Source organism: [Pseudopropionibacterium] massiliense (assembly GCF_900607225.1).
Lineage (GTDB): Bacteria > Actinomycetota > Actinomycetes > Propionibacteriales > Propionibacteriaceae > Arachnia > Arachnia massiliensis.
Genome location: NZ_LR027842.1, coordinates 990,651 through 1,015,225 on the forward strand (window position 1 = coordinate 990,651; position 24,575 = coordinate 1,015,225).

22 protein-coding genes are annotated in these 24,575 nt (G+C 68.3%); 17 read left to right on the forward strand and 5 right to left on the reverse strand.

From position 1 onward, the window contains the following. A partial coding sequence (locus E0E39_RS15675) for a hypothetical protein (RefSeq protein ID WP_207302412.1) occupies positions 1 to 392 on the reverse strand: 392 nt, incomplete at its 3' end. Between the two features lie 291 nt (positions 393 to 683). Here E0E39_RS15675 and E0E39_RS04295 point away from each other — a divergent pair. The 9 genes from E0E39_RS04295 to E0E39_RS04335 all read left to right on the forward strand — a co-directional run bounded on the left by E0E39_RS04295 (position 684) and on the right by E0E39_RS04335 (position 10,663). Continuing rightward, positions 684 to 2,063: an MFS transporter gene (locus E0E39_RS04295; protein ID WP_245988188.1), complete on the forward strand. Its 1,380-nt coding sequence runs from the start codon at positions 684 to 686 to the stop codon at positions 2,061 to 2,063. A 128-nt stretch (positions 2,064 to 2,191) separates the two neighbouring features. Beyond that, the gene (locus E0E39_RS04300) at positions 2,192 to 3,304 is read left to right on the forward strand and encodes a suppressor of fused domain protein (RefSeq protein ID WP_130873640.1); all 1,113 of its coding nucleotides are present in this window, start codon (positions 2,192 to 2,194) and stop codon (positions 3,302 to 3,304) included. Positions 3,305 to 3,411: 107 nt separating this feature from the next. After that, positions 3,412 to 4,200: a translation initiation factor IF-3 gene (gene infC, locus E0E39_RS04305; protein ID WP_245988189.1), complete on the forward strand. Its 789-nt coding sequence runs from the start codon at positions 3,412 to 3,414 to the stop codon at positions 4,198 to 4,200. A 34-nt stretch (positions 4,201 to 4,234) separates the two neighbouring features. Next, a complete protein-coding gene (rpmI, locus tag E0E39_RS04310; RefSeq protein ID WP_014847033.1) occupies positions 4,235 to 4,441 on the forward strand; it encodes a 50S ribosomal protein L35 in 207 nt (68 codons plus the stop codon). 67 nt (positions 4,442 to 4,508) lie between these two features. Beyond that, positions 4,509 to 4,877, forward strand: a complete 369-nt coding sequence (rplT, locus tag E0E39_RS04315) for a 50S ribosomal protein L20 (protein WP_130873641.1) — start codon at positions 4,509 to 4,511, stop codon at positions 4,875 to 4,877. A 2-nt stretch (positions 4,878 to 4,879) separates the two neighbouring features. After that, complete coding sequence (locus E0E39_RS04320) at positions 4,880 to 5,680, forward strand: TrmH family RNA methyltransferase (RefSeq protein ID WP_130873642.1); 801 nt, start codon at positions 4,880 to 4,882, stop codon at positions 5,678 to 5,680. Positions 5,681 to 5,940: 260 nt separating this feature from the next. Next, positions 5,941 to 7,050, forward strand: a complete 1,110-nt coding sequence (gene pheS / locus E0E39_RS04325) for a phenylalanine--tRNA ligase subunit alpha (protein ID WP_130873643.1) — start codon at positions 5,941 to 5,943, stop codon at positions 7,048 to 7,050. Then, entirely contained in the window at positions 7,047 to 9,545 is a 2,499-nt protein-coding gene (gene pheT, locus E0E39_RS04330) for a phenylalanine--tRNA ligase subunit beta (RefSeq protein ID WP_130873644.1), read from the forward strand. The genes pheS and pheT overlap by 4 nt, the downstream gene beginning before the upstream one ends. A gap of 20 nt (positions 9,546 to 9,565) precedes the next feature. Beyond that, the gene (locus E0E39_RS04335; RefSeq protein ID WP_130873645.1) at positions 9,566 to 10,663 is read left to right on the forward strand and encodes a cytochrome P450; all 1,098 of its coding nucleotides are present in this window, start codon (positions 9,566 to 9,568) and stop codon (positions 10,661 to 10,663) included. A 21-nt stretch (positions 10,664 to 10,684) separates the two neighbouring features. On the opposite strand, the gene putP is transcribed toward E0E39_RS04335, so the two are convergent. Further along, positions 10,685 to 12,199, reverse strand: coding sequence for a sodium/proline symporter PutP (gene putP / locus E0E39_RS04340; protein ID WP_130873646.1), 1,515 nt, complete (start codon positions 12,197 to 12,199; stop codon positions 10,685 to 10,687). An 89-nt stretch (positions 12,200 to 12,288) separates the two neighbouring features. Between putP and E0E39_RS04345 the strand changes: the two genes are divergently transcribed. Then, positions 12,289 to 12,825 carry a TetR family transcriptional regulator gene (locus E0E39_RS04345; RefSeq protein ID WP_207302413.1) on the forward strand — a complete coding sequence of 179 codons (537 nt, stop codon included), beginning with the start codon at positions 12,289 to 12,291 and terminating at the stop codon, positions 12,823 to 12,825. 222 nt (positions 12,826 to 13,047) lie between these two features. On the opposite strand, the gene leuS is transcribed toward E0E39_RS04345, so the two are convergent. Beyond that, positions 13,048 to 15,882, reverse strand: coding sequence for a leucine--tRNA ligase (gene leuS, locus E0E39_RS04350; RefSeq protein WP_130873648.1), 2,835 nt, complete (start codon positions 15,880 to 15,882; stop codon positions 13,048 to 13,050). A gap of 287 nt (positions 15,883 to 16,169) precedes the next feature. Between leuS and argC the strand changes: the two genes are divergently transcribed. The 6 genes from argC to argH are packed head-to-tail and all read left to right on the forward strand — an operon-like array spanning position 16,170 to position 22,319. Beyond that, on the forward strand, positions 16,170 to 17,201 hold the full coding sequence (argC, locus tag E0E39_RS04355; RefSeq protein ID WP_130873649.1) for an N-acetyl-gamma-glutamyl-phosphate reductase: 1,032 nt from the start codon (positions 16,170 to 16,172) through the stop codon (positions 17,199 to 17,201). Next, the gene (gene argJ / locus E0E39_RS04360; RefSeq protein ID WP_130873650.1) at positions 17,198 to 18,349 is read left to right on the forward strand and encodes a bifunctional glutamate N-acetyltransferase/amino-acid acetyltransferase ArgJ; all 1,152 of its coding nucleotides are present in this window, start codon (positions 17,198 to 17,200) and stop codon (positions 18,347 to 18,349) included. The genes argC and argJ overlap by 4 nt, the downstream gene beginning before the upstream one ends. Then, positions 18,346 to 19,248: an acetylglutamate kinase gene (argB, locus tag E0E39_RS04365; RefSeq protein WP_130873651.1), complete on the forward strand. Its 903-nt coding sequence runs from the start codon at positions 18,346 to 18,348 to the stop codon at positions 19,246 to 19,248. The genes argJ and argB overlap by 4 nt, the downstream gene beginning before the upstream one ends. Further along, positions 19,245 to 20,417, forward strand: coding sequence for an acetylornithine transaminase (locus tag E0E39_RS04370; protein ID WP_130873652.1), 1,173 nt, complete (start codon positions 19,245 to 19,247; stop codon positions 20,415 to 20,417). Before argB ends, E0E39_RS04370 begins: the two co-directional genes overlap by 4 nt. A gap of 1 nt (position 20,418) precedes the next feature. Beyond that, on the forward strand, positions 20,419 to 20,922 hold the full coding sequence (locus tag E0E39_RS04375) for an arginine repressor (RefSeq protein WP_207302414.1): 504 nt from the start codon (positions 20,419 to 20,421) through the stop codon (positions 20,920 to 20,922). 50 nt (positions 20,923 to 20,972) lie between these two features. Beyond that, positions 20,973 to 22,319 carry an argininosuccinate lyase gene (argH, locus tag E0E39_RS04380; RefSeq protein WP_245988404.1) on the forward strand — a complete coding sequence of 449 codons (1,347 nt, stop codon included), beginning with the start codon at positions 20,973 to 20,975 and terminating at the stop codon, positions 22,317 to 22,319. A gap of 207 nt (positions 22,320 to 22,526) precedes the next feature. Here the strand turns inward: argH and E0E39_RS04385 are convergent, their stop codons facing one another. After that, positions 22,527 to 22,853, reverse strand: coding sequence for a hypothetical protein (locus E0E39_RS04385; protein ID WP_130873655.1), 327 nt, complete (start codon positions 22,851 to 22,853; stop codon positions 22,527 to 22,529). Next, positions 22,837 to 23,148, reverse strand: a complete 312-nt coding sequence (locus E0E39_RS04390) for an ArsR/SmtB family transcription factor (RefSeq protein WP_245988190.1) — start codon at positions 23,146 to 23,148, stop codon at positions 22,837 to 22,839. The genes E0E39_RS04385 and E0E39_RS04390 overlap by 17 nt, the downstream gene beginning before the upstream one ends. Before the next feature lie 84 nt (positions 23,149 to 23,232). Between E0E39_RS04390 and tyrS the strand changes: the two genes are divergently transcribed. Continuing rightward, positions 23,233 to 24,492 (forward strand): tyrosine--tRNA ligase, encoded by a 1,260-nt coding sequence (gene tyrS, locus E0E39_RS04395; RefSeq protein ID WP_130873657.1) that lies wholly within the window; start codon positions 23,233 to 23,235, stop codon positions 24,490 to 24,492. Positions 24,493 to 24,575: the final 83 nt, after the last annotated feature.

Consider the following 24,575-nt stretch of genomic DNA (forward strand, 5'->3'; position numbering starts at 1 on the left):
GCAGCGGGCTGTGCGCCCGGGCGGGGGGGCTGACCGTTCTGCTGGGATCCTTTCGTGACCGCGTTCTTGGAAGCGGGTTGCGTGGCGGAGGGGCGTTCGCGGGCGGCGTCGTTGCCTCGTGCCTGGCGTGGCCCCGGCCCCGGCAGGAAACGAGCCACGACGAGAAACAGGATTCCCAGGCCGCCGATGCCGGCTCCCCAGCTCATCGTGTTCGTCCATCCGGTGCGGTTCACCCAGGCGATCAGGCTCTCGATGCCGCTCACCAGCAGGTCCGACATGCCCGTCAGGAGAAGCCCCAGTGGCAACAGCGCGACACCAATTCCGGCGAGCAGGGTCCGAGGGCTGCGGCTGCGGGCGAACAGCCCGGCTGTGATGGCCACGATGACGGTCATGACTGCGATGGTGACAAACAGCGACGTACCCATGTGATCAAGCATTCCACACACCCGGAAGCGGCAGTGACCGGACTTGTGAAACCTGTTTCGCGGAGTTTAAGGTTTTCCCGGCGGTGCAGTTTGCGCACCGCCGGGCTGGCAGCCTTCAACAAGGCACAGGGGAACCCGGTCGAATCCCGGGACTGACGCGCAACGGTGGGTGGTCGCCTCGCAACGAGGCGGGACCACGAGTCCGAGCACCTGGCCAGTTCTCGAGAGAGCCTCGCGCCCAGGTTCGACAGGAGCTACGTGACAACATCCATGTCCCGCCACCGACGCCGCGTCGGCACCAAGGATTCGGTGGCCGCCGAAACTCGTGAGAGAACCGGGACGGGGGAGGGAGGGCCCTCCGGGAGAAGCGGTGGACGTCGTGGATCGCTCACGATGCTGGCGGCCCTACCAGCGCCGCTCCGGCTGGTCATCATCACCCAGTTCGCCTTCAACGTCGGTTTCTACCTGGTGGTGCCCTTCATCGCAGCACACCTGGCCAAGGATCTCCTGCTCGCCGAGTGGATCATCGGGTTGTTGCTCGGGTTGCGGACGTTCTCCCAACAGGGCATGTTCTTCTTGGGGGGAGCGCTCGCAGATCGTTTCGGAATCAAGAGCGCCATTCTCATCGGATGCGTCATCCGGATCTGCGGCTTCCTGGCCCTCGCCGTCGCCGACGAGGTCGTCGGAGTGATGCTGGGCGTGATCCTGATCGGGTTCGCAGCGGCCCTGTTCTCGCCCGCGGTGGAATCAGCGATAGTCTCCTGGGCCGGTGACGTCGAGGCCGACGGGGTGGCGACCCGGGAGGAGATCATCGGGCTCGAGATGATGGCCTCCCAGCTGGGTTCCGTCGTCGGCCCCGTGCTGGGCGGTGTTCTCCTGGTCATCCCGTTCCGGGTTACCTGCCTGCTGGCCGCGGGAGTCTTCGTCCTGATCATGCTGGCCCAGATCATCTGGTTGCCCCGGGGAAGTCGCATCGGGCGGTCCGCGCCGGTCCGGGAATCCGTGGTCCAGGTGCTCGCCAATCGCCGGTTCCTGGTCTTCGCGGTGATCCACTGCAGCTGTCTGATCGCCTACAACCAGTTCTACCTGGCCATCCCCGTCGAACTGGATCGGATCGGCGTTCCGGGTGCTGACATCACGTGGTTGTTCGGGATGGCCGCCGTGCTCACCGTGACGCTGCAGCTTCCTGTCACGCGCCTGGTCGCCCACTGGTCGACCGCGCGAATCCTGGGATGGGGGTATGCGCTGATGGCTGCAGGCCTGTTGGCGGTCGCCGGGTTCGCGGCCCTGCCGCCCCTGCCCGGGGTGCTGGCCTACCTTCCCTCGGTGCTGTTCGTGATCGGACTCCACATCGGTCAGGTCCTCGTCATGCCTGCGGCACGCGGCGTCGTCGCGGACCTGTCCGGGGGGCAACGGCTGGGCAGCCACCTCGGGATGCTCGCCTCCGTCGGCGGGCTGGCCGTGCTGCTGGGCAGCACCGGAATCGGTCTCCTCCTGCCCCTGGCAGGTACCCCGCAACCGCTCGCCCCCGTTCCCTGGGTGATCCTGGCCGCCCTGCCCGCGATCTCCAGCGTCGCCGCGGTCGCTTTCTGCCGGCGTCTTCCGGCCACCGGGCCCGCCGAGAAGTCAGCACGGTGACCACGGGACGATGTGATGATTCCGGCCAGGGCCGCGACCATCGCACACGCCCTGTGGTGGAAGCCCGAAAGTTGAACCGACATCAAAGTCGTGAACTTTTGGTCACTTCTTGTCGATAAACTGGCGGAATGGGAATCTTCAACGGACTGTTCGGCCGGGAGTCGGCGACTGGTCACAGAACCGAGGCGGGAACGGAGGAGAGCCCCGGCTGGGAAGCCATCACGGAGGCCTGCGAGCGGGTTTATCCGGATCAGATCGCTCCCTTTCACATCGGCACCCTGGTTCCCAGTTTCCTGAGTGATGACGAGCCAGACGAACCACTGGACGGCATCTCCGTTTATCGCGCGATGCAACCCCGCCCGCACTGGCACTACGTCACCTACGGACTGACCGACCTCTACGGGGAACAGGGGGGATCCGCGGACGGTGTATCCGGGTATGGTTTCGAACTGACCTTCCGGCTCGCCGATGACGAGGCCGTGAGGGCCAAGGAGCCGCCGGCCTGGCCACTCAATCTGCTGCAGAACCTGGCACGCTACGTTCTGCGCACCGGCAATGGTTTTGCTCCCAACCACCACATCGATGCCAACGGTCCGATCTCCTTGGAGGAGGAGACCACCCAGACGGCGCTCGGCTTCATCGAGGACCCGGACCTGGGCAGCATCGAGACCCCCAACGGTTCCGTACAGTTCGTGCAGCTCGTCGGGTTGACGGCCGAGGACCTCGACGACGTCAACAACTGGGACGCGGAGAAATTCTTCGCGCTCCTCACCGATTCCCATCCCAAGGGCGTCACCGATCTCCGGCGCGCCTCTCTTCGAGCCACCCCGGAGATCGCGGCTCGGATCTCGGAGGGTCGGAAGAAGGACGGATCGCAGATGGGACAGGTCTTCATCGACGTGCTCAGGATCGCATCGGAGGGCGGCATGCCGGTGCTCACCATCGGGGCCCGCGTCGCCGGGGTCCTCGGGGAGAGACTCAACAGCCGCCTGCCGCACGGCCGCGAGTTCCTCCTCCACAGCCCCGACGCGGAACTGCTCTTCCTGCCCGGCGGCCGCACCGGGATCCAGCTGGGGGCGAAGGAGGCCACCCTGACCCTCGACCCGGCCGATCTCTCCAGGCTGGCCGCCACCCTCAGGGCCCGGGCGGGCCAGTACATGGCACCCGACGGGGTGATCTGGAACGTGGAGCGCACCGAGATCACCGACAACGACGGAAATGTGATCGAGACCATCGGCTGAGGACATTTGTTTCCTCTGGGCGGTCGGGGTATCATGACTGGCCGTTGACAGCGACGCGGAAGCGTTCGCGCCATGAAGTGGAGGCCTGACCTCCCACCCAGGTTGCAGTGGCGGCCGGGTCGGAACACACGCCACGGCGTGTCGTCAGGCCTTCGCGCATCCGCGAAGGCCTTTCTCGTCGTCGAGGCCAGATCACGACAATCCTGGAGGAACTCATCAGCACTGAACCGCGGATCAACGAACGCATCCGAGTACCCGAAGTCCGGCTCGTCGGCCCCAAGGGCGAGCAGGTCGGCATCGTGCGTCTCGAGGACGCCCTTCGCCTCGCAGTTGAGAGCGACCTCGACCTCGTCGAGGTGGCGCCCCAGGCGCGCCCCCCGGTTGCAAAGCTGATGGATTACGGCAAGTTCAAGTACGAGGCCGCGCAGAAGGCGCGGGACGCCCGTCGGAACCAGTCGAACACCATCACCAAGGAAATGAAGCTTCGTCTCAAGATCGACAACCACGATTACGAGACCAAGAAGGGCCATGTCGTCCGGTTCCTGAAGGCTGGCGACAAGGTGAAGATCACCATCATGTTCCGCGGGCGGGAACAGTCCCGCCCGGAGCTGGGCATCGACCTGCTGAAACGGCTCGCCGACGACGTCGCCGAGCACGGTTTCGTCGAGTCCGCGCCCAGGCAGGACGGCCGGAACATGCTGATGGTCCTCGGCCCCACCAAGAAGAAGACCGAGGCCAGGGCCGAACAGGCCGAGGAGCGGGACCGTCGCATGGAGCAGCGCAGGGCGAACGCGGAGGCGGAGAAGGCCGAGGAGGCCCGGCTCAGGGCCGCGGCCCGGCCGTCCAGGAAGAAGCGCGGCCCCGCCGACAACATGGACCCCGACATCGATCTGTGACGCGGGCCGGTCACCAACAGAAAGCGAGCCAACCATGCCGAAGATGAAATCGCATTCGGGAACCAAGAAACGTGTCAAGGTAACCGGATCGGGCAAACTGATGCACCGTCAGGCGAACCTGGGGCACCTCAACGCCCACAAGTCCTCCAAGCGGCTGCGTCGCCTCAAGGGCAACACCGAGATGGCCGGCTCCGACCTCAAACAGGCCAAGGCGCTCCTCGCCGGCCACCCCGGCCGCTGAGCCCCATCCGATACCCCAGTACACACCCGTGGGCCGGAAGTGACCGGCCGGAGAACAAGGAGTAACCATGGCACGCGTCAAGCGTTCTGTGAATGCGAAGAAGAAGCGTCGTGAGGTGCTGGAGCTGGCCTCCGGCTACCGTGGGCAGCGTTCGCGTCTGTACCGCAAGGCGAAGGAGCAGATCCTCCACTCCGCCACCTACGCCTACCGCGACCGCCGGGCCAGGAAGGGAGACTTCCGTGCCCTGTGGATCCAGCGCATCAACGCCGCCGCTCGCGCGGAGGGCCTCACCTACAACCGTTTCATCAACGGTCTGAAGAACGCCGGGGTGGAGGTGGATCGCAAGATCCTCGCCGACCTGGCCGTCACCGACGCCGAGGCCTTCAACGCCCTGGTTGCCGTCGCCCGCGAGAACCAGACCCCGGCCGCCGCCTGAGCGTGGCCCCGGAACGCAACCCGAACGCAGCACGCGAGCTTCCCGGCTCCGTGCTGCGTTCGGTTCGTCGGCTGAGGAACCGGCGCGGCCGCGAACTGGCGGGGAAGTTCCTGGCCGAGGGACGCCAGGCGGTACGGGAGGCGCTCGCCGCGGATGATCTCGTCACCGGCGTGGTCGTCGCCGATCCCGAGCGTCACGCCGACCTCCTCGAAGGTCTCGACGTGCCCGTGTGGCTGGGTTCCGAGGCGGCGATGAGGCAGCTGTCCGACACCGTCACCCCACAGGGTGTGGTCGCGGTGTGCCGGCAGCCCCGGTTCGGGTGGGAGGACGTCGGGGACGCGCGCCTGCTGGTGATCTGTGCCCAGGTGCGCGACCCCGGGAACGCGGGAACCGTGATCCGCTGCGCCGACGCCTTCGGGGCGGACGGTGTCATCCTCACCTCGGGATCCGTGGAGGTCTGGAACCCCAAGACCGTGCGATCCTCCGTCGGGTCGCTGTTCCACCTGCCGATCCTCACCGGGATCGACCTGGCCGACGCCGTCTCCCACGTGCATTCCCGGGGTATGCAGGTGCTCGCGGCCGACGGCGACGGCGAACCCCTGGACCTGCTCGCCGCATCCGGAGGTTTGGCCAGACCATCGGCCTGGTTGATGGGCAACGAGGCGTGGGGCCTGCCCGCCGAGGACGCGGCCCTGGCCGACCAGATGGTTGCCGTGCCGATGTGGGGTGCCGCGGAGAGCCTCAACCTGTCATCGGCCGCAGCCATCTGCCTGTACCAGACGGCCTCCGCTCAGCGCCGGTGAATCCGCCACCCGTCCCACGGCCGGACTCGTCGCTGCCGTGTCGGACGGATGCGGCACCATCGCCGGCATGCTCCAGGAACGAAAACCCTGGTCGTGATCGTTCCTGAGGACGGGAGCGATCGGGAACACCGGAGGAGGCGTGTGCTGTTCCTTCCCCGCCGACCGAGTACCTGTCGAGGAATCTCAATGACGGCGGTGCGGTTGTCCCCGCCGCCACGGGGTCTTCTAGACTCGGCTGCTGTAATTGGAAGGGGAAATCCATGGCAGGCCCTAATGAGAACGCGAATCCACAGCAGACGGCGGATCTTGACCCAGCCTCCGTCGAGAGATGTGTGACCGCTGCCCTGGCCGCTGTTGCGGCAGCCACCACCACGGCCGAGCTGAAGAAAGTACGCATCGAGCACACGGGTGACCGCTCACAGTTGGCGCTGGCAAACCGGGGAATAGGCTCTCTGCCCCCTGCTGAACGCAAGGAGGCCGGGACTCGCGTGGGCAGGGCACGTGGCCAGGTCAACCAGGCAATCGCCGCACGACAGGAGGAACTGGCCGCCGAGGAGCTGGCGCAGACCCTCGTGGCCGAACGCGTCGACATGACCCTGCCCGTGGAACTGACCCCCCGAGGGGCCCTGCACCCCATCACCACCCTGATCGACGACATGTGTGACGTGTTCGTCGCCATGGGCTGGGAGGTGGCCGAGGGTCCCGAGCTGGAGGCCGAGTGGTACAACTTCGACGCCCTCAACCTGGGTGTGGACCATCCCGCCCGCGGCGAGCAGGACACCCTCTGGGTGGAGCCCGCGACCGCAGGCAAACTGCTGCGCACCCAGACCTCCCCCGTGCAGGTCCGTGCCATGCTGGAACGTGACCTGCCCCTCTACATCGTCAGCCCCGGAAAGGTCTTCCGCGCCGACGAGTACGACGCCACCCACCTTCCGGTCTTCCACCAGCTCGAGGGACTCGTGGTGGACAAGGGAATCTCGATGGCCGACCTGCGCGGTGTGCTCGACCACTTCGCCCGGGCAATGTTCGGCGAGGTCACCACGAGGATGCGCCCCCATTACTTCCCGTTCACGGAGCCGTCGGCCGAGGTCGACATCCAGTGCTTCGTCTGCCACGGCGAATCCGTCGGCAATCCCGACCGCCCCTGCCGGACCTGCCGCTCCGAGGGATGGATCGAGTGGTGCGGCTGCGGGGTCGTCAACCCGCGCGTGCTGCGGGCCTGCGGGATCGACCCCGAGGCATACTCCGGTTTCGCCTTCGGCGTGGGTGTCGACCGCACCGTCATGTTCCGCACCGGGGCCCCCGACCTGCGTGACTTCGTCGAGGGCGATGTCCGTTTCTCCCTTCTCGCCGATGGAGGTGTCCGATGAAAGCCCCGATCTCGTGGCTGCGTGAACTGGTGAACCTGCCCGAGGGGGTTGGAACCAAGGAGATCGCCGACGCCTTCACGGCCCTCGGCCTCACCGTCGAGCACATCGACTCGACCGGCTCGCAGGTGACGGGTCCGCTCGTGATCGGTCGTGTTCTCAGCTTCACCGAGGAGCCGCAGAAGAACGGCAAGACCATCCGGTACTGCCGCGTCGACGTGGGCTCCCACAACGACCCCGCCGACGAGCAGTACCCCGCATCCCGGGGCATCGTGTGCGGCGCCTCGAACTTCGTCGTCGGCGACCTCGTCGTCGTGGCGCTGCCCGGAGCCGTGCTGCCGGGCGATTTCCGGATCTCCGCCCGCAAGACCTACGGGCACGTCTCCGACGGCATGATCTGCGCCGAGGACGAGATCGGGCTGGGCGAGGATCACACCGGGATCATCGTGATCCCCGAGTCGTCGGGGCTGCAGCCCGGCGACGACGCCCTGGTCGCGTTGTGGACCTCCGACGAGGTGCTGGACATCGACGTGACCCCGGATCTGTCCCACAGCCTGTCGTTGCGAGGACTGGGTCGCGAACTGGCCGTGGTCAACGGGGTCCCGTTCAGCGACCCCTACGACCTGCCGCTACCCGCCCCGGTCTCCGACGGATACCCCGTCGTCCTGGAATCGGATCGCTGCTCCGCGTTCGTCGCCCTCACCATCGAGGGCTTCGACCCGGCCGCTCCGACGCCCAGGTCCATGGTGGACCGGCTGCGCGCCTGCGGCGTGCGTTCCATCTCCCTTCCCGTGGACGTCACCAACTACGTGATGCTCGAGTCCGGGCAGCCGCTGCACGCCTACGACGCGGCCAGACTGCAGGGACCGATCCGGGTGCGACTCGCCACCGAGGGGGAGACGATCACCACCCTCGACGGCGTCCACCGCACGCTCACGGCCGATGACCTGCTGATCACCGACGACTCCGGCCCGATCGGGCTCGCCGGCGTCATGGGCGGGGAGACCACCGAGGTCTCCGCCGAGACCACGGCCATCGTGCTGGAGGCCGCGACCTTCGCCCCGGCCAGTGTCTCCCACACGTTCAGGAGGCACGGGTTGCCGTCGGAGGCGTCCAAACGTTTCGAACGCACCGTCGATCCGGGGCTCGCATACGCAGCCGCCCGTCGCGCCGCAGACCTGCTCGTGGAACACGGCGGCGGCCAGGTCCGCGGCGACCTCACGGTCGTCGGGCAGGCGCCGGCCCCGAACCGGATCGACCTGCGCGCCGGGCTGATCCCGGCGGTCCTGGGTGCAGAGGTTGAGCTGGAGGAGATCCTCCGCGTGCTCGAGGCCGGTGGCTGCCGGGTGACCGCTCTCGGTGACTCCCTGACCATCGAGACCCCGACGTGGCGTCCCGATCTGCGCGACCCCTACGACATCGTCGAGGAGGTCGGGCGCAAGATCGGTTACCACCGCATCGGGAGTCGACTTCCGAACGCACCCGCGGGAAGGGGCCTGACAGCGGCCCAGCGCGCCCGCCGCGCCGCTGTGCGTGCCGCGGCAGCCTCCGGTTTCACCGAGATCCTCAGCCTGCCGTTCGTCTCCGAAGCGGATCTGGACCGGATGGGTCTGGCCTCCGAGGACCCCCGGCGTGCCGTGGTGCGGTTGGCCAACCCGCTCGCCGAGACTAGCCCCTACCTGCGCACCACGCTGCTCCCGGGCCTGTTCGCGGCGGTGACCAGGAACACATCCCGCTCCCTGACGGACCTGGCGATCTTCGAACGTGGCCTGGTCTACCTTGACGGGAACAACCCCGCGGCGCCGCGCCCCGGGGTGGAGGGGCGTCCCGGTGACGAGGAGATCGCCGCCCTGCAGGCTGCCATCCCGGAGCAGCCCGAGCTGCTGGCCGGCGTGGTGACCGGGGCGTGGCTTCCCGCAGGCTGGGACACCCCGGCGGTGGCAGCCGATTGGCGGCACGTCGTCGCGCTCGCGGAATCCGTGGCCCGGGCCACCGGGCACGCGCTCGAACGCCGCAACGCGGAGGTAGCGCCCTGGCATCCCGGTCGTTGCGCCGAACTCCTGCTCGCGGGACGAACGGTCGGGTATGCCGGCGAGCTGCACCCCGACGTGGTCCGGGACTTCGGGTTGCCCGCCCGGACCTGTGCGATGGAACTCGACCTCGGGGTCCTGCTGGGGACCGAGGCGGGAATCCCCCGCATCGGGCTGCTCGCGGGTTTCCCCCTCGCCAAGGAGGACGTCGCCCTGATCGTCGACGAGGACACGCCCGCGGTGGAGGTCCGGAAGGCCCTCGCCGAGGGGGCGGGTGATCTGCTGGAGAGCGTCAACCTGTTCGACGTCTATCATGGGGACCAGGTGCCCGAGGGCAGGAAGTCCCTGGCCTTCGGGTTGCGTTTCCGTGCGGCCGACCGAACACTGACCGACGCCGAGGCCGCGGCGGCCCGTGACGCGGCGGTCGCGGTGGCGGCCGAGAGGTTCGGCGCCACGCAGCGGACCTGACCCGGCACGAAGGAGGAAGGATGACCACCTCGCAGGCCGCTGGGGGATGCCCGATTCGGCACGAGACGGGACACTTGAGGGTGGTGGGGCACCCGGAGGTGGTCGCGGTCGTGACCGACCCGGAGACCTTCTCCAGCGGGGTCTCCCGGTTCCTGCAGATTCCCAACGGTCTCGACGGTGAGGAACACGCCGCTTTTCGTGCCGTGATCGACCGGTTCTTCACCGCCGAGGCGCTCGCGGAGCTGGAACCGCGTCTGCGTGACGTGGCCCACCGACTCGTGGCGGGACTTCCCCGCGGGGAGGTGATCGACGTGGTCGGCGGTATCGGCACCCGCTACGCGGTCCAGGCGATGCTCGCATGGCTCGGCTGGGACCCGGACCTGGAGGAGGAACTCGTCGGATGGGTCGCCGACAATGCCGCTGCGACCCGCTCCGGTGAGATAGCACGCACCCGCGCCGTCGCGGAACGCTTCGACCAGATCATCGTCCGCGTGCTCCGGCCACGCCTGGAGCGTCTCGGCGAACCTGCCCGGGATGTCACCGACCAGCTGCTGCGGCAGCGGGTGCAGGGACGGGGTCTTCAGCATCCCGAGCTGGTCTCGATCCTGCGGAACTGGACCGGCGGTGACCTCGGGTCGCTGGCTCTGTGCGTCGGGGTGATCATCCATCAGCTGGCGGCGTTTCCCTCCCTGCTCCGGGAGCTGCGCGACCGGCTGGGGGACGCCGAGGCGACCGGCCGGGCCATCGACGAACTCCTGCGCATCGACGACCCCTTCGTCTCCAACAGGCGGATCACCACCCGCGTTACGGAGCTGGAGGGGGAGAGCATCGGGGCCGGTCAGCGCCTGGTGGTGGACTGGACCCGAGCCAACCGCGACCCCGGGGTGTTCCCGGATCCCGACGCCTTCCGGCCCGAGGAGAACGCCTCCGAGAACCTCGTCTACGGCAGGGGCCCGCACGTCTGCCCGGGGCGCGGCCTGGCGACCCTGGAGCTGCGCGTGCTACTGGAGGAACTGCTCCCCGCGATCTCGGGGATCGAGATGCCGGAGGAACCGCGGGCCGTCCGGGCCGAGTTCCCGCTCGGGGGCTGGGCCAGCCGCCCCGTGATCCTCCGCTGAGGTTCTCGCGGGGCCTTCCGGTCAGCCCTCGACGGGGTCGGTGGCCAGTCCGCCCTTCCTGAAGTCCGCCACGAGGGCCACCGCCTCGTCGAATTCCTCATCCACGCCGGGCGCCACCTCGGTGGCCAGGGAAACGGCGACGGTCACGATCAGGTTCGCCACGAACCCGGGGAGCAGCTCGTAGAGGTCGAAGACCCCCCCGGACAGGTTCGCCCAGATCGCCGCCACGACGGCACCCGTCGCCATGCCCGCCAGCGCGCCCCAGCGGGTCAGCCGTCGCCAGTAGAGGGCCAGCAGCACGACGGGACCGAAGGATGCCCCGAACCCCGCCCATGCGAACGAGACCAGGTCGAGGATGCTGTCGTTGGCCTGCCACGCCATGAGGGCCGCAACCACGGAGACCAGCATCACCGCCACCCGACCCAGCAGGACGGAACGTTTCTCGCCCAGCTCCTTGCGGTTGAACGCGTGGTAGAGGTCCTCCACGAGGGCGGAGGAGGAGACCAGTAGCTGGGAGCTGATCGTCGACATGATCGCGGCGAGGATCGCCGCGAGCATGAAACCGGCGACGAACGGGTGGAACAACAACTTCCCCAGCGAGATGAACACGGTCTCCGGATCGGCCAGCTGCCCGGCGTCGCGGCGGTAGGTGGCGATGCCGACCAGCGCCGTGGCCGCGGCTCCCAGGCAGGCCAGCGCCATCCAGCCGATGCCGATGCGCCGTCCGGCCTTCGCCTGCTGCGGGGTCTCCAGGGCCATGAACCGCACGATGATGTGCGGCTGCCCGAAGTATCCGAGCCCCCACGCGGCGGCCGAGACGATGCCCATCACCGAGGTGGAGGCGCCCCACAACGCCCACGCGTTCGCGTCGAGCTCGTTGATGGTCGACACCATTGGCCCGATGCCACCGAGCTGGAAAATACCGAACACCGGGACGGCGACCAGGGCGGTCACCATCATGAGTCCCTGCACCACATCGGTGTAGGCGACCGCCAGGAAACCGCCGACCAGGGTGTAGAGCACCGTGATTCCCGCCACCAGCACCATGCCCAGGCGGTAGTCCACACCGAAGGAGGCCTCGAAGAACCGACCCCCCGCGACCATGCCGCTGGAGACGTAGAAGGTGAAGAACACCAGGATGATCACGCCCGCACCGATCTGGATCAGGCGGGAGCCGTCGTGCAGCCGGGCGCTCAGGAAGGTGGGGATGGTCAGCGAGTTGTCCGCCACCTCCGTGTAGGTCCGCAGCCGCGGCGCGGTGTACCGCCAGTTCAGCCAGGCACCGACGGTCAGCCCGATCGGGAGCCACATCGTCGACATTCCCGACAGGTAGAAGGCCCCGGGGAGCCCCATCAGCAGCCATCCGGACATGTCGGAGGCCCCGGCGGACAGGGCCGTGGAGAGGGGACCGAGGTTTCTCCCGGCCAGCATGTAGTCATCCATGTCGTCGGTGCGTTGATAGGCCCAGAGCCCGATCACGATCATCGCGACGAAATAGATGATCATCGAGATCGCCTGGTAGGTCTGCTCGTTCATCGGTACCTCCGATCGAAGAAGCAACCCAACCTAATCGACCCGGGGACCATCCGGTGGCGATTCCGAATACCGGCTGTAGCATGCACACCGTGCTGACCAGAGGACGGATAGTCGATGCGGGCCTGCGGATCTTGGACTCCTGGGGACTCGGCGACCTGTCCATGCGGCGCGTGGCGGACGAGCTCGGCGTCAAGGCCGGGGCGTTGTACTACCACGTGCCCAACAAACAGTCGCTGCTGGCCGGGATCGCCGACGTGATACTGACCCCCGTCACCGTTCCCGACGTGGCCGGGACGGGCGACTGGCTCAGGGGCTGGTCCCACAACCTGCGTGGGGCGCTGCTGGCCCACCGCGACGGCGCCGAACTGGTCGCCTCGACCACGGCTCTGGGCATGGGCAGCGTGGACGCGACCGCGGCGGCCCGGGCGGTGCTGATCGAGCGGAACTGTCCCGAACCGGCGGCCACGGCGGCCGCTTTCCTGCACTTCGTCCTGGGACACGTCATGGCGGAGCAGACCCGCACCCAGCTGGTCGCCCTGGGGGTCCTCGACGGTTTCGACGCGGACGCATCCAGGGCGGACTTCAGCCACGGCGTGGAGCTTCTGGTCCGAGGCGTCACGGTCTGAGGGGTGACGCGGGCGCGTGCCCGCCACAACTGGTCGGGAGCACCGAGCCGGGCAAGCTGGTTGAGCCGGGCCGTGAGGAACGAGCGGCCCGTGTCGAAACCACATCTGGCAGCCGGTGAGCGAACCGTATCGGACACCCTCACCCCGGGTTTGACACGATCCACCCGCCGGTGTTCACGGGCCGGCCCGGTCAGGGCCGGGAACGGCAACCCGCCCGCGGCGTCAGGCAGGGACGACGTTGACCAGTTTGGGGGCCTTGACGATCACCTTCCTGACGCCGTTGGGGATCTCCTTGACGATGCGTGGGTGGGCCAGGGCCAGTTCGCGCAGCTCGTCCTCGGTGATCGAGGCGGGCACCTCCAGCTGGGCGCGCAACTTGCCGCGGACCTGCACGACGGCGGTGAGGGTGTCCTCGGCCACCAGTTCCGGGTCCGCGACGGGGAAGGGTTCGTGGGCCAGCGACTGGTCGTGCCCGAGCCGGTTCCACAACTCCTCCGCGATGTGCGGGGCCAGGGGCGCGACCATCAGCACCAGGGGCTCCACCGCGGCCCTGGGTACCACCGCGAGGCCGGTCAGGACGGTGTTGTATTCGGTGAGGCGTGCGATGGCGGTGTTGAACGACAGCGCCTCGTAGTCCTTGGTGACGGCGTCGATGGTTTTGTGCAGGGCGTGGAGGGTGTCGTCGTCGATGTCGGTGTCACGGACGACCAGGTCGCCGGTCTCCTCGTCGACGACGTTGCGCCACAGCCGCTGCAGGAAGCGCTGCGACCCGACCACGGCGCGGGTCTCCCACGGTTTCGACTGGGCCAGCGGACCCATGCCCATCTCGTAGAGGCGGAAGGTGTCGGCGCCGTAGGCCTCGTACATCTCGTCGGGGGAGACGATGTTCTTCAGCGACTTGCCCATCTTCCCGTACTCGCGTGCGACCGGCTGGCCCTGCCAGTTCCAGGTCGTTTTCTCCCCCTCCCCGTGGGCCTCCACCTCGGCGGCGGGCACGGTCTGGCCGCGGGAGTCGCGGTAGGCGTAGGCCTGGATGTAGCCCTGGTTGAACAGGCGGCGGAAAGGTTCGGCGGAACTGACGTGTCCCAGGTCGAACAGCACCTTGTGCCAGAAGCGGGCATAGAGCAGGTGCAGCACGGCGTGCTCGACCCCGCCGACGTACAGGTCCACCCCGCCGACATCGCCCTCGCCGCGCGGTCCCATCCAGTAGCGTTCCACCTCCTCGTCGACGAAACGGTCCTGATTGGCGGGGTCCAGGTAGCGCATCTCGTACCAGCAGGAACCGGCCCACTGGGGCATCACGTTCAGTTCGCGCCGGTAGACCTTCCTGCCCTCACCCAGGTCCAGTTCGACGCTGGACCAGTCGGTGGCGCGGGCCAGCGGCGGCACCGGGTCGGAGTTGCGGTCCTCGGGGTCCAGGGCCTTCGGGGAGTAGTCGGTGACCTCCGGCAGCTCGATGGGCAGCATCTCTTCGGGCAGGGCGATGGGCAGGCCCGTCTCGTCGTAGACGATCGGGAACGGCTCGCCCCAGTAGCGCTGGCGGCTGAACAGCCAGTCCCGCAGCCGGTAGTTCACGGTGGCCTCGCCCAGCCTCTTGGCCTCCAGCCATTCGGTGATGGCCGTCTTGGCCTCGGCGACGGTTATGCCGTTCAGGGAGATCTCCGGATTGGCGGAGTTGATCACCTCGCCGTCACCCGTCCACGCGGAATTGCCGTCGTGATCCGGGCCGGGGGTCACGGTGTCGACGATCGGCAGGTTGTAGGCCTTGGCGAACTCCCAGTCGCGCTGATCCCCCGAGGGGACCGCCATGACCGCGCCCGTGCCGTATCCCAGGGTGACGTAGTCGGCGATGAAGATCGGGATGCGCTGGCCGTTGACGGGGTTGATGGCGAAACGCCCGGTGAACAGGCCCGTCTTCTCCTTGTCCTCGGCCCGGCGGTCCGTGTCGGTTCTGCGTTCCACCTCGGCGCGGTAGGCCGCGACCGCCTCGGCGGGGGACGCGTACCCCCCGGTCCATGCGGGGTCGGTACCTGCCGGCCACTCGGATGCGGCATCGTCGGCCAGGTGGTGTTCGGGCGCCAGCACCATGAAGGTGGCGCCGAACAGGGTGTCCGGACGGGTGGTGAACACCTCGATCCGCTCACCGCTGGCGGCCTCGGTGAAGAACACCCGGGCGCCCTCGGAACGACCGATCCAGTTGCGCTGCATGGCCTTGACCTTGTCGGGCCAGTCCAGCTTGTCCAGGTCGGCCAGCAGGCGTTCGGCGTAGGCGGTGATGCGCAGCATCCACTGGCTCATGTTGCGTTTGAACACCGGGAAGTTGCCGATCTCGGAGCGCCCCTCGTTGGTGACCTCCTCGTTGGCCAGCACGGTGCCCAGACCCGGGCACCAGTTCACGGGCGCCTCGGACAGGTAGGCCAGCCGGTGCGAGTCGACGATCCGGTGCCTTTCCTGCTCGGACAGCTCCCCCCAGGGTTGCCCTGATGGGGTGGGGCGTTTCCCGGAGGCGAACTCCTCGATCAGCTCGTCGATGTGGCGGGCCTTGTTCGCGGTCTCGTCGAACCAGGCGTTGAAGATCTGCAGGAAGATCCACTGGGTCCAGCGGTAGAACTCGACGTCGATGGTCGCCACGCTGCGGCGAGGGTCGTGGGCCAGTCCGAGGCGTCGCAGTTGGCGGCGCATGATGGCGATGTTGTGTTCGGTGGTGACCCGGGGATGCTGGCCCGTCTGCACGGCGTACTGTTCGGCGGGCAGACCGAAGGCGTCGTAGCCGAGTGCGTGCAGTACGTTGCGGCCCTTCATGCGGTTGAAGCGGGCGAAGGTGTCGGTGGCGATGTAGCCGAGGGGGTGTCCGACGTGCAGGCCCGCGCCGCTCGGGTAGGGGAACATGTCAAGGACGAAGAGTTTCTCGCCGTGGGAATCGACCTTCTCGGGCTCGGCCCAGGGCCCGGCAGGATTCGGGGCGTGGAACGTGCCCTCGGCCTCCCAGCGATCCTGCCAGTGCGCCTCGATCTCACCGGCCAGCTTCGCGGTGTACCGGTACGACGGCTCACTCATCAGCTTTTCTCCTCACAACGTGCGACTGCGGAGTCGAGACTATCCCGCCGCGACCGGCCCGGTCGACCGCGCACGCGCAGCAGGAGCTTCTCGGAGGCTCCGCGGGCATGAGCCGGTCGATCCGGGCCGCGACGAAACTTCCCGAAGCTGGTTGAGCCGGGCCGTGAGCGCCAGCCGCATTGCCCACCTCCTCTTCCTCTGCGATTCGTGCTCAGGAGAAGGGAGCGGGTCGGATGGGCGCCGAGGATGTTTGGAATATTTATTCGTTTGCTGGCATAATTGCCGTTGTGAGTTTCAAGGTTGCCGTTGCGGGGTGCACGGGATACGCGGGAGGCGAGGTGCTGCGGCTGCTCCTGCAGCACCCGCAGATTCGGATCGGGGCCCTGACGGGCAATTCTTCGGTTGGCGACCTGTTGCGAGACCATCAGCCCCATCTGGCACCCCTGGCTGACCGTGAGATCGTCGCCACCACCGCTGAGAACCTCGCCGGGCACGACGTCATCTTCCTTGCCCTCCCGCACGGGGCGAGCGCCACGATCGCGGGCCAGCTCGGGCCGGATGTGCTGGTCGTCGACGCGGGGGCCGATTTCCGACTGCGCGACGCGGCGGCCTGGCAACGTTTCTACGGCAGCGAGCACGCGGGAACCTGGCCCTACGGCCTGCCCGAGTTGCCCGGCTGCCGGGAGGCTCTGCGCGGCACCCGCAGGATCGCGGTACCCGGCTGTTACCCGACTGCGGCCACGCTCGCCCTGTTCCCGGCGGTGGCCGCGGGGCTGGTCGACCCGGCCGGACTCGTCGTCGTCGCCGCATCCGGGACGTCCGGGGCGGGAAAGGCCGCCAAACCGCACCTGCTCGGCTCGGAGGTCATGGGCAGCGCCTCGGTCTACGGGGTCGGCGGGGTGCACCGGCACTCCCCAGAGATCATCCAGAACCTCTCCTCGGTGACCGATGAGCGGGTCGGCGTCTCGTTCACCCCGATGCTGGTGCCGATGCCCCGGGGCATCCTCGCGACCTGCTCCGCCCCCATCACCGACGGCGTCACGACCCCGGAAGCCCGGCGTTGCTACGAGAAGGCCTACGAGGGGGAACCCTTCGTCGACCTGCTGCCCGAGGAGAACTGGCCCGCAACCGCCAGTGTTCTCGGCTCCAACCGGGCGACGGTGCAGGTCACCGTCGATGAGGCCGCCGGCCGGCTGGTGGCGGTATCCGCCATTGACAATCTCACCAAGGGAACCGCAGGCGGCGCCATCCAATCCATGAACATCGCCCTCGGTCTCGACGAGACCTGCGGCCTGAGCACGATCGGAGTGGCACCGTGAGCGTCACGATCCCCGCAGGATTCGAGGCCGCGGGAGTCGCGGCAGGCATCAAGGCCGGTGACCGCCTCGACCTGGCCGTCGTCTCCAACCTCGGGCCACGGTTCGCCGCGGCAGGGGTGTTCACCCGCAACCGGGTGTTCGCCGCGCCCGTCGGGTGGTCCCGCGATGCTCTCGCCGACGGCCGGCTGCGCGCGGTGGTCCTGAACTCCGGCGGGGCGAACGCCTGCACCGGCCGGCCGGGATCCGAGGACGCCCGGGCCATGGCCGAGGCGACGGCTGCCGGCCTCGGCGTCGCGGCGGCGGATGTCGCCGTCTGCTCCACCGGGCTGATCGGTGTCCGGTTGCCCATGGTGGAGGTGACCTCCGGTATCGGTCTGGCCTGCGCGCAGCTGTCCCGGGACGGGGGCGGCGACGCCGCGACCGCGATCATGACCACCGACACCGTCAGCAAACAGGCCGTCCACCATGGCGAGGGCTGGAGCATCGGAGGCATGGCCAAGGGGGCCGGGATGCTCGCGCCCGGGCTCGCGACGATGCTCGTCGTGCTGACCACCGACGCCGATCTGGAGGCCCGGGTCCTGGATGCGGCGCTCCGGGAGGCGAGCCGCGTCAGTTTCGACCGGGCCGACGCGGACGGCTGCATGTCCACCAACGACACCGTGCTGCTGCTCGCATCCGGGGCCAGCGGCGTCACACCCGGTGCGCGGGAGTTCACCGCCGCGCTGAGCGAGCTCTGCCAGGACCTCGCACGTCAGCTGATCGCCGACGCCGAAGGGGCGAAACACGAGATCGCCATCGAGGTCATCGGCGCCGCATCCGTGCGTGACGCGGAGACCGTGGGCCGCGAGGTGGCGCGCAGCAACCTGTTCAAGTGCGCGGTCTTCGGATGCGACCCGAACTGGGGCCGCGTGCTGTCCGCCATCGGCGTCACCGACGCCGTCTTCGAGACCGACCGGGTGGACGTCTCCTTCAACGGCATCCAGGTGTGCCGGGGCGGCGGGATCGGCGAACCCCGCGAACTGGTCGACCTGTCCGGCCGCCGGGTCCACGTCCTCATCGACCTGCACGCGGGCGACGCCACGGCCACCATCCTCACCACCGACCTCACGTACGAGTACGTGAAGGAGAACGCGGAGTACTCCTCATGACACCCCGGTACACCCACCCCGACCACGACCTGCTCCTGGCCAAGGCCGGCACCCTCATCGAGGCCCTGCCCTGGATCGGCCAGTTCGCGGGCGAGACCGTCGTCGTCAAGTACGGCGGCAACGCGATGATCGACGACGACCTCAAACGCGCCTTCGCCGAGGACATCGTTTTCCTGCGCCGCGTCGGGTTGAAACCGGTGGTCGTCCACGGCGGCGGACCCCAGATCAGCTCCATGCTGGAGCGGCTCGGCATCACCTCGGAGTTCCGTGGCGGCCTCAGGGTGACCACGTCCGAGGCCATGGACGTGGTGCGCATGGTGCTGGTGGGGCAGGTCGGCAGGGAACTGGTGGGTCTCATCAACGCCCACGCCCCCTTCGCCGTCGGCATCTCCGGCGAGGACGGCGGACTGCTGCGGGCCCGGCGCCGCGGCCTGGTCGAGGGCGGCGAGGAGATCGACCTGGGACTCGTCGGCGACGTCGATTCCGTCGACCCCTCCGCGCTGCTCGACCTGATCGAGGCGGGTCGCATCCCCGTGGTCGCGACCGTGGCTCCCGGACCCGACGGCCAGATCTACAACGTCAACGCCGACACCGCCGCCTCGGCCCTGGCCCTCGCGCTCGGGGCGAAACGCCTGGTCATGCTCACCGACGTGGCGGGGCTGTACGCGGACTATCCCGACGACTCGACCATCATCACCTCCATCACCCCCGGGGAGGTGCGCCGGCTGATGCCTGGCCTCACCTCGGGGATGGTGCCGAAGATGGAGGCGTGCGCGCGGGCCGTGGAGGGCGGGGTGCGCTCCGCGACCATCATCGACGGCCGCGTGCCGCACTGCCTGCTGTTGGAGATCTTCACCGACGACGGGGTGGGGACCATGGTCTGCGAGGAGCCGGCATGAGCCACGAAACCGAGCTCGGGGTCCGCTACGGGGCGGTCATGATGAACGCCTTCGGCGCGCCTCGCAGGGTCTTCGCCCGCGGCGAGGGCATCCACCTGTGGGACGTCGACGGCAACCGCTACACCGACCTGCTGGCCGGAATCGCCGTCAACGCACTGGGGCACGCGCATCCCGCCGTGGTGGAGGCCGTCACCGGACAGCTGAACACCCTCGGGCACATCTCCAACTTCTTCGCATCCGAACCGCAGATCCGGCTGGCGGAACGCCTCTCGGAGGCGGCCGGTGGCGGCAGGGTCTTCCTCGCCAACTCGGGCGCCGAGGCGAACGAGGCCGCGTTCAAGCTGACACGACTCACCGGCCGGGGCCGTGTCGTGGCGATGGAGGGATCCTTCCACGGCCGGACCATGGGGGCGCTGGCCGTCACCCACACCGAGAAGTACCGGAAGCCCTTCGAACCGCTTCCCGGGGAGGTTGCATTCGTTCCCTTCGGTGACGCCGGGGCCCTCGAAGCAGCGGTGGACGAAACGGTGGCCGCGGTGGTCGTCGAACCCGTCCAGGGGGAGTCCGGGGTGATCCCGGCCCCGGAGGGATACCTGGCCGCCGCCCGGGAGATTACGGCCCGGACCGGGACACTGCTGTGGATCGACGAGGTCCAAACCGGCATCGGCCGTTGCGGGGAACTGCTGCTGAGCCGTTCCCAGGGCGTGACGGCGGACTTGGTGACCGTGGCCAAGGGACTCGGGAACGGCTTCCCCGTCGGGGCCTGCATCGCGACGGGTGGCGCCGCGGACCTGCTGACCCCCGGCGGGCACGGCAGCACCTTCGGGGGCAATCCCGTCGCTGCCGCGGCAGGCAACGCGGTCCTGGACGTGCTGGGCAGCGGCCTGCTCGAGAACGTCCGCCGCGTCGGCGACTGGTTCGCCTCCGAGGTGACGGGCCTGGAACACCCCGAGATCACCGGGGTGCGTGGGGCGGGGTTGCTGCGCGGTATCGTGCTGAACCGGGACGTGGCCCCACGGGTGGTGGAGCTGGCCCTGTCGGAGGGATGGGTGCTCAACGCTCCGCGCCCCGATGTGCTGCGGATCGCCCCGCCACTGATCATCACGGAGGACGACCTGCGCCCCTTCGTGACTGCCCTGCCCGGATGGTTGGAGAGATGCAATGCCTGAGATGAAACGATCCGCCCGCCTCGCTCTGCTGCGGGGCCTGCTGGAGGAGGGGGAGTTCACCTCCCAGCATGAGTTGAGTGCCGCGTTGGCGCAGCGGGACGTGGAGGTGAGCCAGTCCACGCTGAGCAAGGATCTCCTGGCCCTCGGTGCCGTGAAGCGCCGCACGTCCGAGGGGAGTCTCGTCTACGCCGTCGGCGACGAGTCGGAGGGTGGGGGAGTGGCCGCCGAGAAGCTGGCGCGTCGCTGCGTGGAGCTGCTGCAGTCGATCCAGCACGCGGCCAATCAGATCGTCATCAAGACCCCGCCCGGCGCCGCGCAGTTCCTGGGGGCGCACGTGGACAGGGCTCGACTGCCCGGGGTGATGGGCACCGTCGCGGGCGACGACACTCTGCTGCTGGTCACCACGGATCCGGAATCCGCGGCGCGCAACGCAGGCGTCATCGCCCACATGACACGCACCGGGAAGCCGGCGAGGTTCCCGGACCTGGAGAAGGAGGGACAGTGACCGAGGGAAGGCTCTGGGGTGGGCGATTCGCCGGGGGACCCGCCGACGCGATGTTCGAACTGAGCCGCTCCACCCAGTTCGACTGGCGCCTGGCCCCCCACGACATCGCCGGGTCGCGGGCCCACGCCAAGGCCCTGCGCGCGGCCGGGTTGCTGACCGGTGACGAGGCCGCGGCCATGGATGCCGGGCTCGCCGAGCTGCTGCGCCGGGTGCGGGCGGGAGAGTTCGCGCCGGCCCCCACCGACGAGGACGTCCACGGCGCTTTGGAGAGGGGGTTGAAGGAGATCGTCGGCCCCGAGCTCGGTGGCCGGCTGCGGGCGGGACGTTCCCGCAACGACCAGATCGCCACCCTGATACGCAGCTATCTGCGCGACGAGGTTCGCGTGCTGGTGGCAGGGGTTCTGGAGGTCGTCGAGGCCCTGGCGGGACAGGCGCGGGAGAACCTCGGCGCCGTGATGCCGGGACGCACCCACCTGCAGTCCGCCCAGCCGGTGCTGCTGAGCCACCACCTGCTGGCGCACGCCTGGCCGCTGCTGCGCGACGTCTCCCGCCTGCGGGACCTCGATACCCGCCTGGCGGTCAGCCCCTACGGTTCGGCCGCGCTGGCCGGGACCTCGCTCGGCCTGGACCCGGAGCTGGTGGCCCGTGAGCTGGGCTTCACCTCGTCGGTGCCGAACTCCATCGACGGCACCGCCGCCCGTGACCTGGTGGCCGAGACCGCGTGGATCCTGGCGCAGATCGGGGTGGACCTGTCCCGCCTCAGCGAGGACGTGATCCTCTGGTGCACCGCCGAGTTCGGTTTCGCGAAACTGGCCGACGAGTGGTCCACGGGCAGCTCGATCATGCCACAGAAGAAGAACCCCGACGTGGCCGAACTGGCCCGCGGCAAGGCAGGACGGCTCATCGGGAACCTGTCGGGCCTCCTCGCGACGCTCAAGGGGATGCCGCTGGCCTACAACAGGGATCTCCAGGAGGACAAGGAACCGGTCTTCGACGGGCTGGACCAGCTGAGAATCCTGCTGCCCGCCGTCGCCGGGATGATCGCGACCCTGACCTTCGACCACGCACGCATGGCCACGCTCGCCCCCGCCGGTTTCTCCCTCGCCACCGATGTCGCCGATCACCTGGTGCGGATGCGCGTGCCCTTCGCCGTCGCCCACGAGGTGGCGGGGGAGACGGTTCGCTACTGCGAGAACCGGGGAATAACCCTTCAGGAACTCACCGAGGCCGACCTGCCCGGCATCAGCGAGCACCTCGACCCCGGGGTGCTCGAGGTGCTGACGGTGGAGGGATCGGTGAACGCCCGCAACGGGCGCGGCGGCACCGCGACCGCCCGCGTCGCAGAGCAGCTGGAGGAGGTATTCGCGGCCCTGGAGGAGAACAGGGCGTGGATCTGACGGGTGAGTGATCGAGGCCGGGTGGACCGGCCACCTCGAGACCCTCCCCTCGTGAAGTTGGTTGAGCCGGGTCGCGAGGAACGAGCGGCCCGTGTCGAAACCATGTTCGGCCCGCGGGCCGGTCCCGGGTCGGCCTCGAAGAACGAAGAACACCGCACTGAAACCTCTGGGCCCCCGATCCTGGATCGGGGGCCCAGAGGTTTGCGCTCAGGCGGCGTGACGGCAGTTCGGGCAGGTGCAGTCCTCGCAGACGCAGGAGGAGCAGGAGGAGCAGCTGCAGGAGCCGCAGGAACAGGCGCTGTGCGAGCAGTTCGGGCAGGTGCAGTCCTCGCAGGTGCAGGTTGCGCAGGTGCCGGAGCAGCTGCCGCAGGTGCAGGTGGTGCACTCGTCGTAGTGGCCGTCGTGCTCGCGGTGCGCGTGGCCGTCGTGGATGTAGTCGACGTGGTCGAAGTGGATCACGGCCTCGTGGCCGCAGTTCGGGCCGTGGGTGTGTTTGTGGGCCTCGGCGGCGATGTGTTCAGTGGTCGTGGTCATGTTTCCCCTCCTGGGTGTGTTTCATGGCATCGCCCAGGATGTGGGCGATGTGCTGATCGCAGATGCTGTACCAGATCTCCTGCCTCTGCCTGCGAGTGGCGACCATGCGGGCGTCCCGCAGTATGCGCAGGTGTTGGGAGACCAGAGGCTGGGAAAGCCCGAGTTCCTCGACGAGCTGTCCCACGGTGTGCTCTCGGCTGGAGAGCAGATGCACGATTGCAGCACGCACCGGGTTCGCCAACGCCTTGAAGAGACTGCTGACCGGCTCGTACTCGGTGGCTTTCGTGCCAGACACATTCTCATTCTTATATGCGAATGTTTGCATTGCAAATCTGGGATGCGGGATGAATCCGCACGAGCGCGTGAGTAGGCTGCCTCCGTGAACGCATTGCTCGACGACCTCTGCTGGCGTGGGCTGATCGCCCACTCGACCGACCTGGAAGCCCTCGGGGCCCACATGGATGAGGGGCCCGTCAAGTTCTACGTGGGCTTCGACCCGACGGCGCCGAGCCTGCACATGGGTAATCTCGTCCAGCTCCTGTTCGCCCGGCGGCTTCAGCAGGCCGGGCACAAGCCGCACCTGCTGGTGGGTGGAGCCACGGGACAGATCGGTGACCCCAAGGAGACGGGCGAGCGGGTGATGAACTCCCGGGAGGTCGTGGCCGGGTGGGTGGAGCGAATCCGGGCCCAGGCCGAGCGTTTCGTCTCCTTCGAGGGGGACAACGCCGCGGTGATGGTCAACAACCTCGACTGGACCGCCGGGATGTCGGTTCTCGACTTCCTCCGTGACGTCGGAAAACACTTCCCCGTGAACCGAATGCTCGCCCGCGACGTGGTGGCGCGCCGACTGGAGTCCGGGATCAGCTACACGGAGTTCTCCTACGTGCTGCTCCAGTCGATGGACTACCGGGAGCTGTACCGTCGACACGGGGTCACCCTCCAGCATGGCGGTTCGGACCAGTGGGGAAACATCACCGCGGGGGTCGAGCTGCTCCGCAGATCCGACCAGGTGCGGGCCCACGCCCTGGCCACGCCCTTGCTCACCAAGGCCGACGGCACGAAGTTCGGCAAGACCGAGTCCGGCACCGTCTGGCTCGACCGCGAGCTGACCAGCCCCTACGCCTTCCATCAGTTCTTCCTCAACGCCGAGGACGCGAAGGTGGTCGACTACCTGAAGGTGTTCAGTTTCCGAACCCGCGAGGAGATCGAGGTACTGGAGAAGGCCACCGAGAACGAACCCCACAAGCGACTCGCGCAGAAGGCCCTCGCCGATGACATCACCGACATCGTGCACGGAATCGAGGAACGCCGGGCGGTGGTGACCGCAGCCGCGGCCCTCTTCGGGCGAGGAGATCTGTCCGGGTTGTCGGAGGAAACTCTCCGGGGAATCATGCGTGAGCTCAAGGCCCCGGAGGTGAAGCTCCCCATCTCCTTGGTGGACGCCTTCCTGGTCTCCGGGATCGTCGAGTCGAAGGCGGCGGCCAGGCGTGCTGTCCTTGAAGGCGGTGCGTACCTGAACAACGAGAAGATCACCGATCCCGAGTTCACCCTGACGGCGGATGATCTGCTGGGCGGTCGTTGTGCGATCGTGCGCAGGGGACGCCGGACCGTCGGCGGAGTTCAGATCGGAATGGGCTGACGCACCGCCGATGTTCCGTAGGTACGGGCGTGGCGGATCGAACTCTGATGTGGAGTTGCACGGTCCGGCTCGGGCGTGTAAGG

What these genes read in the sequence shown, in the direction of transcription:
- E0E39_RS04300 (WP_130873640.1), top strand. Translation starts at nt 2,192, where the DNA reads ATGGGAATCTTCAACGGACTGTTCGGCCGGGAGTCGGCGACTGGTCAC.
- rpmI (WP_014847033.1), top strand. Translation starts at nt 4,235, where the DNA reads ATGCCGAAGATGAAATCGCATTCGGGAACCAAGAAACGTGTCAAGGTA.
- rplT (WP_130873641.1), top strand. Translation starts at nt 4,509, where the DNA reads ATGGCACGCGTCAAGCGTTCTGTGAATGCGAAGAAGAAGCGTCGTGAG.
- pheS (WP_130873643.1), top strand. Translation starts at nt 5,941, where the DNA reads ATGGCAGGCCCTAATGAGAACGCGAATCCACAGCAGACGGCGGATCTT.
- pheT (WP_130873644.1), top strand. Translation starts at nt 7,047, where the DNA reads ATGAAAGCCCCGATCTCGTGGCTGCGTGAACTGGTGAACCTGCCCGAG.
- E0E39_RS04335 (WP_130873645.1), top strand. Translation starts at nt 9,566, where the DNA reads ATGACCACCTCGCAGGCCGCTGGGGGATGCCCGATTCGGCACGAGACG.
- putP (WP_130873646.1), bottom strand. Translation starts at nt 12,199, where the DNA reads ATGAACGAGCAGACCTACCAGGCGATCTCGATGATCATCTATTTCGTC.
- leuS (WP_130873648.1), bottom strand. Translation starts at nt 15,882, where the DNA reads ATGAGTGAGCCGTCGTACCGGTACACCGCGAAGCTGGCCGGTGAGATC.
- argB (WP_130873651.1), top strand. Translation starts at nt 18,346, where the DNA reads ATGACACCCCGGTACACCCACCCCGACCACGACCTGCTCCTGGCCAAG.
- E0E39_RS04370 (WP_130873652.1), top strand. Translation starts at nt 19,245, where the DNA reads ATGAGCCACGAAACCGAGCTCGGGGTCCGCTACGGGGCGGTCATGATG.
- E0E39_RS04375 (WP_207302414.1), top strand. Translation starts at nt 20,419, where the DNA reads ATGAAACGATCCGCCCGCCTCGCTCTGCTGCGGGGCCTGCTGGAGGAG.
- argH (WP_245988404.1), top strand. Translation starts at nt 20,973, where the DNA reads ATGTTCGAACTGAGCCGCTCCACCCAGTTCGACTGGCGCCTGGCCCCC.
- E0E39_RS04385 (WP_130873655.1), bottom strand. Translation starts at nt 22,853, where the DNA reads ATGACCACGACCACTGAACACATCGCCGCCGAGGCCCACAAACACACC.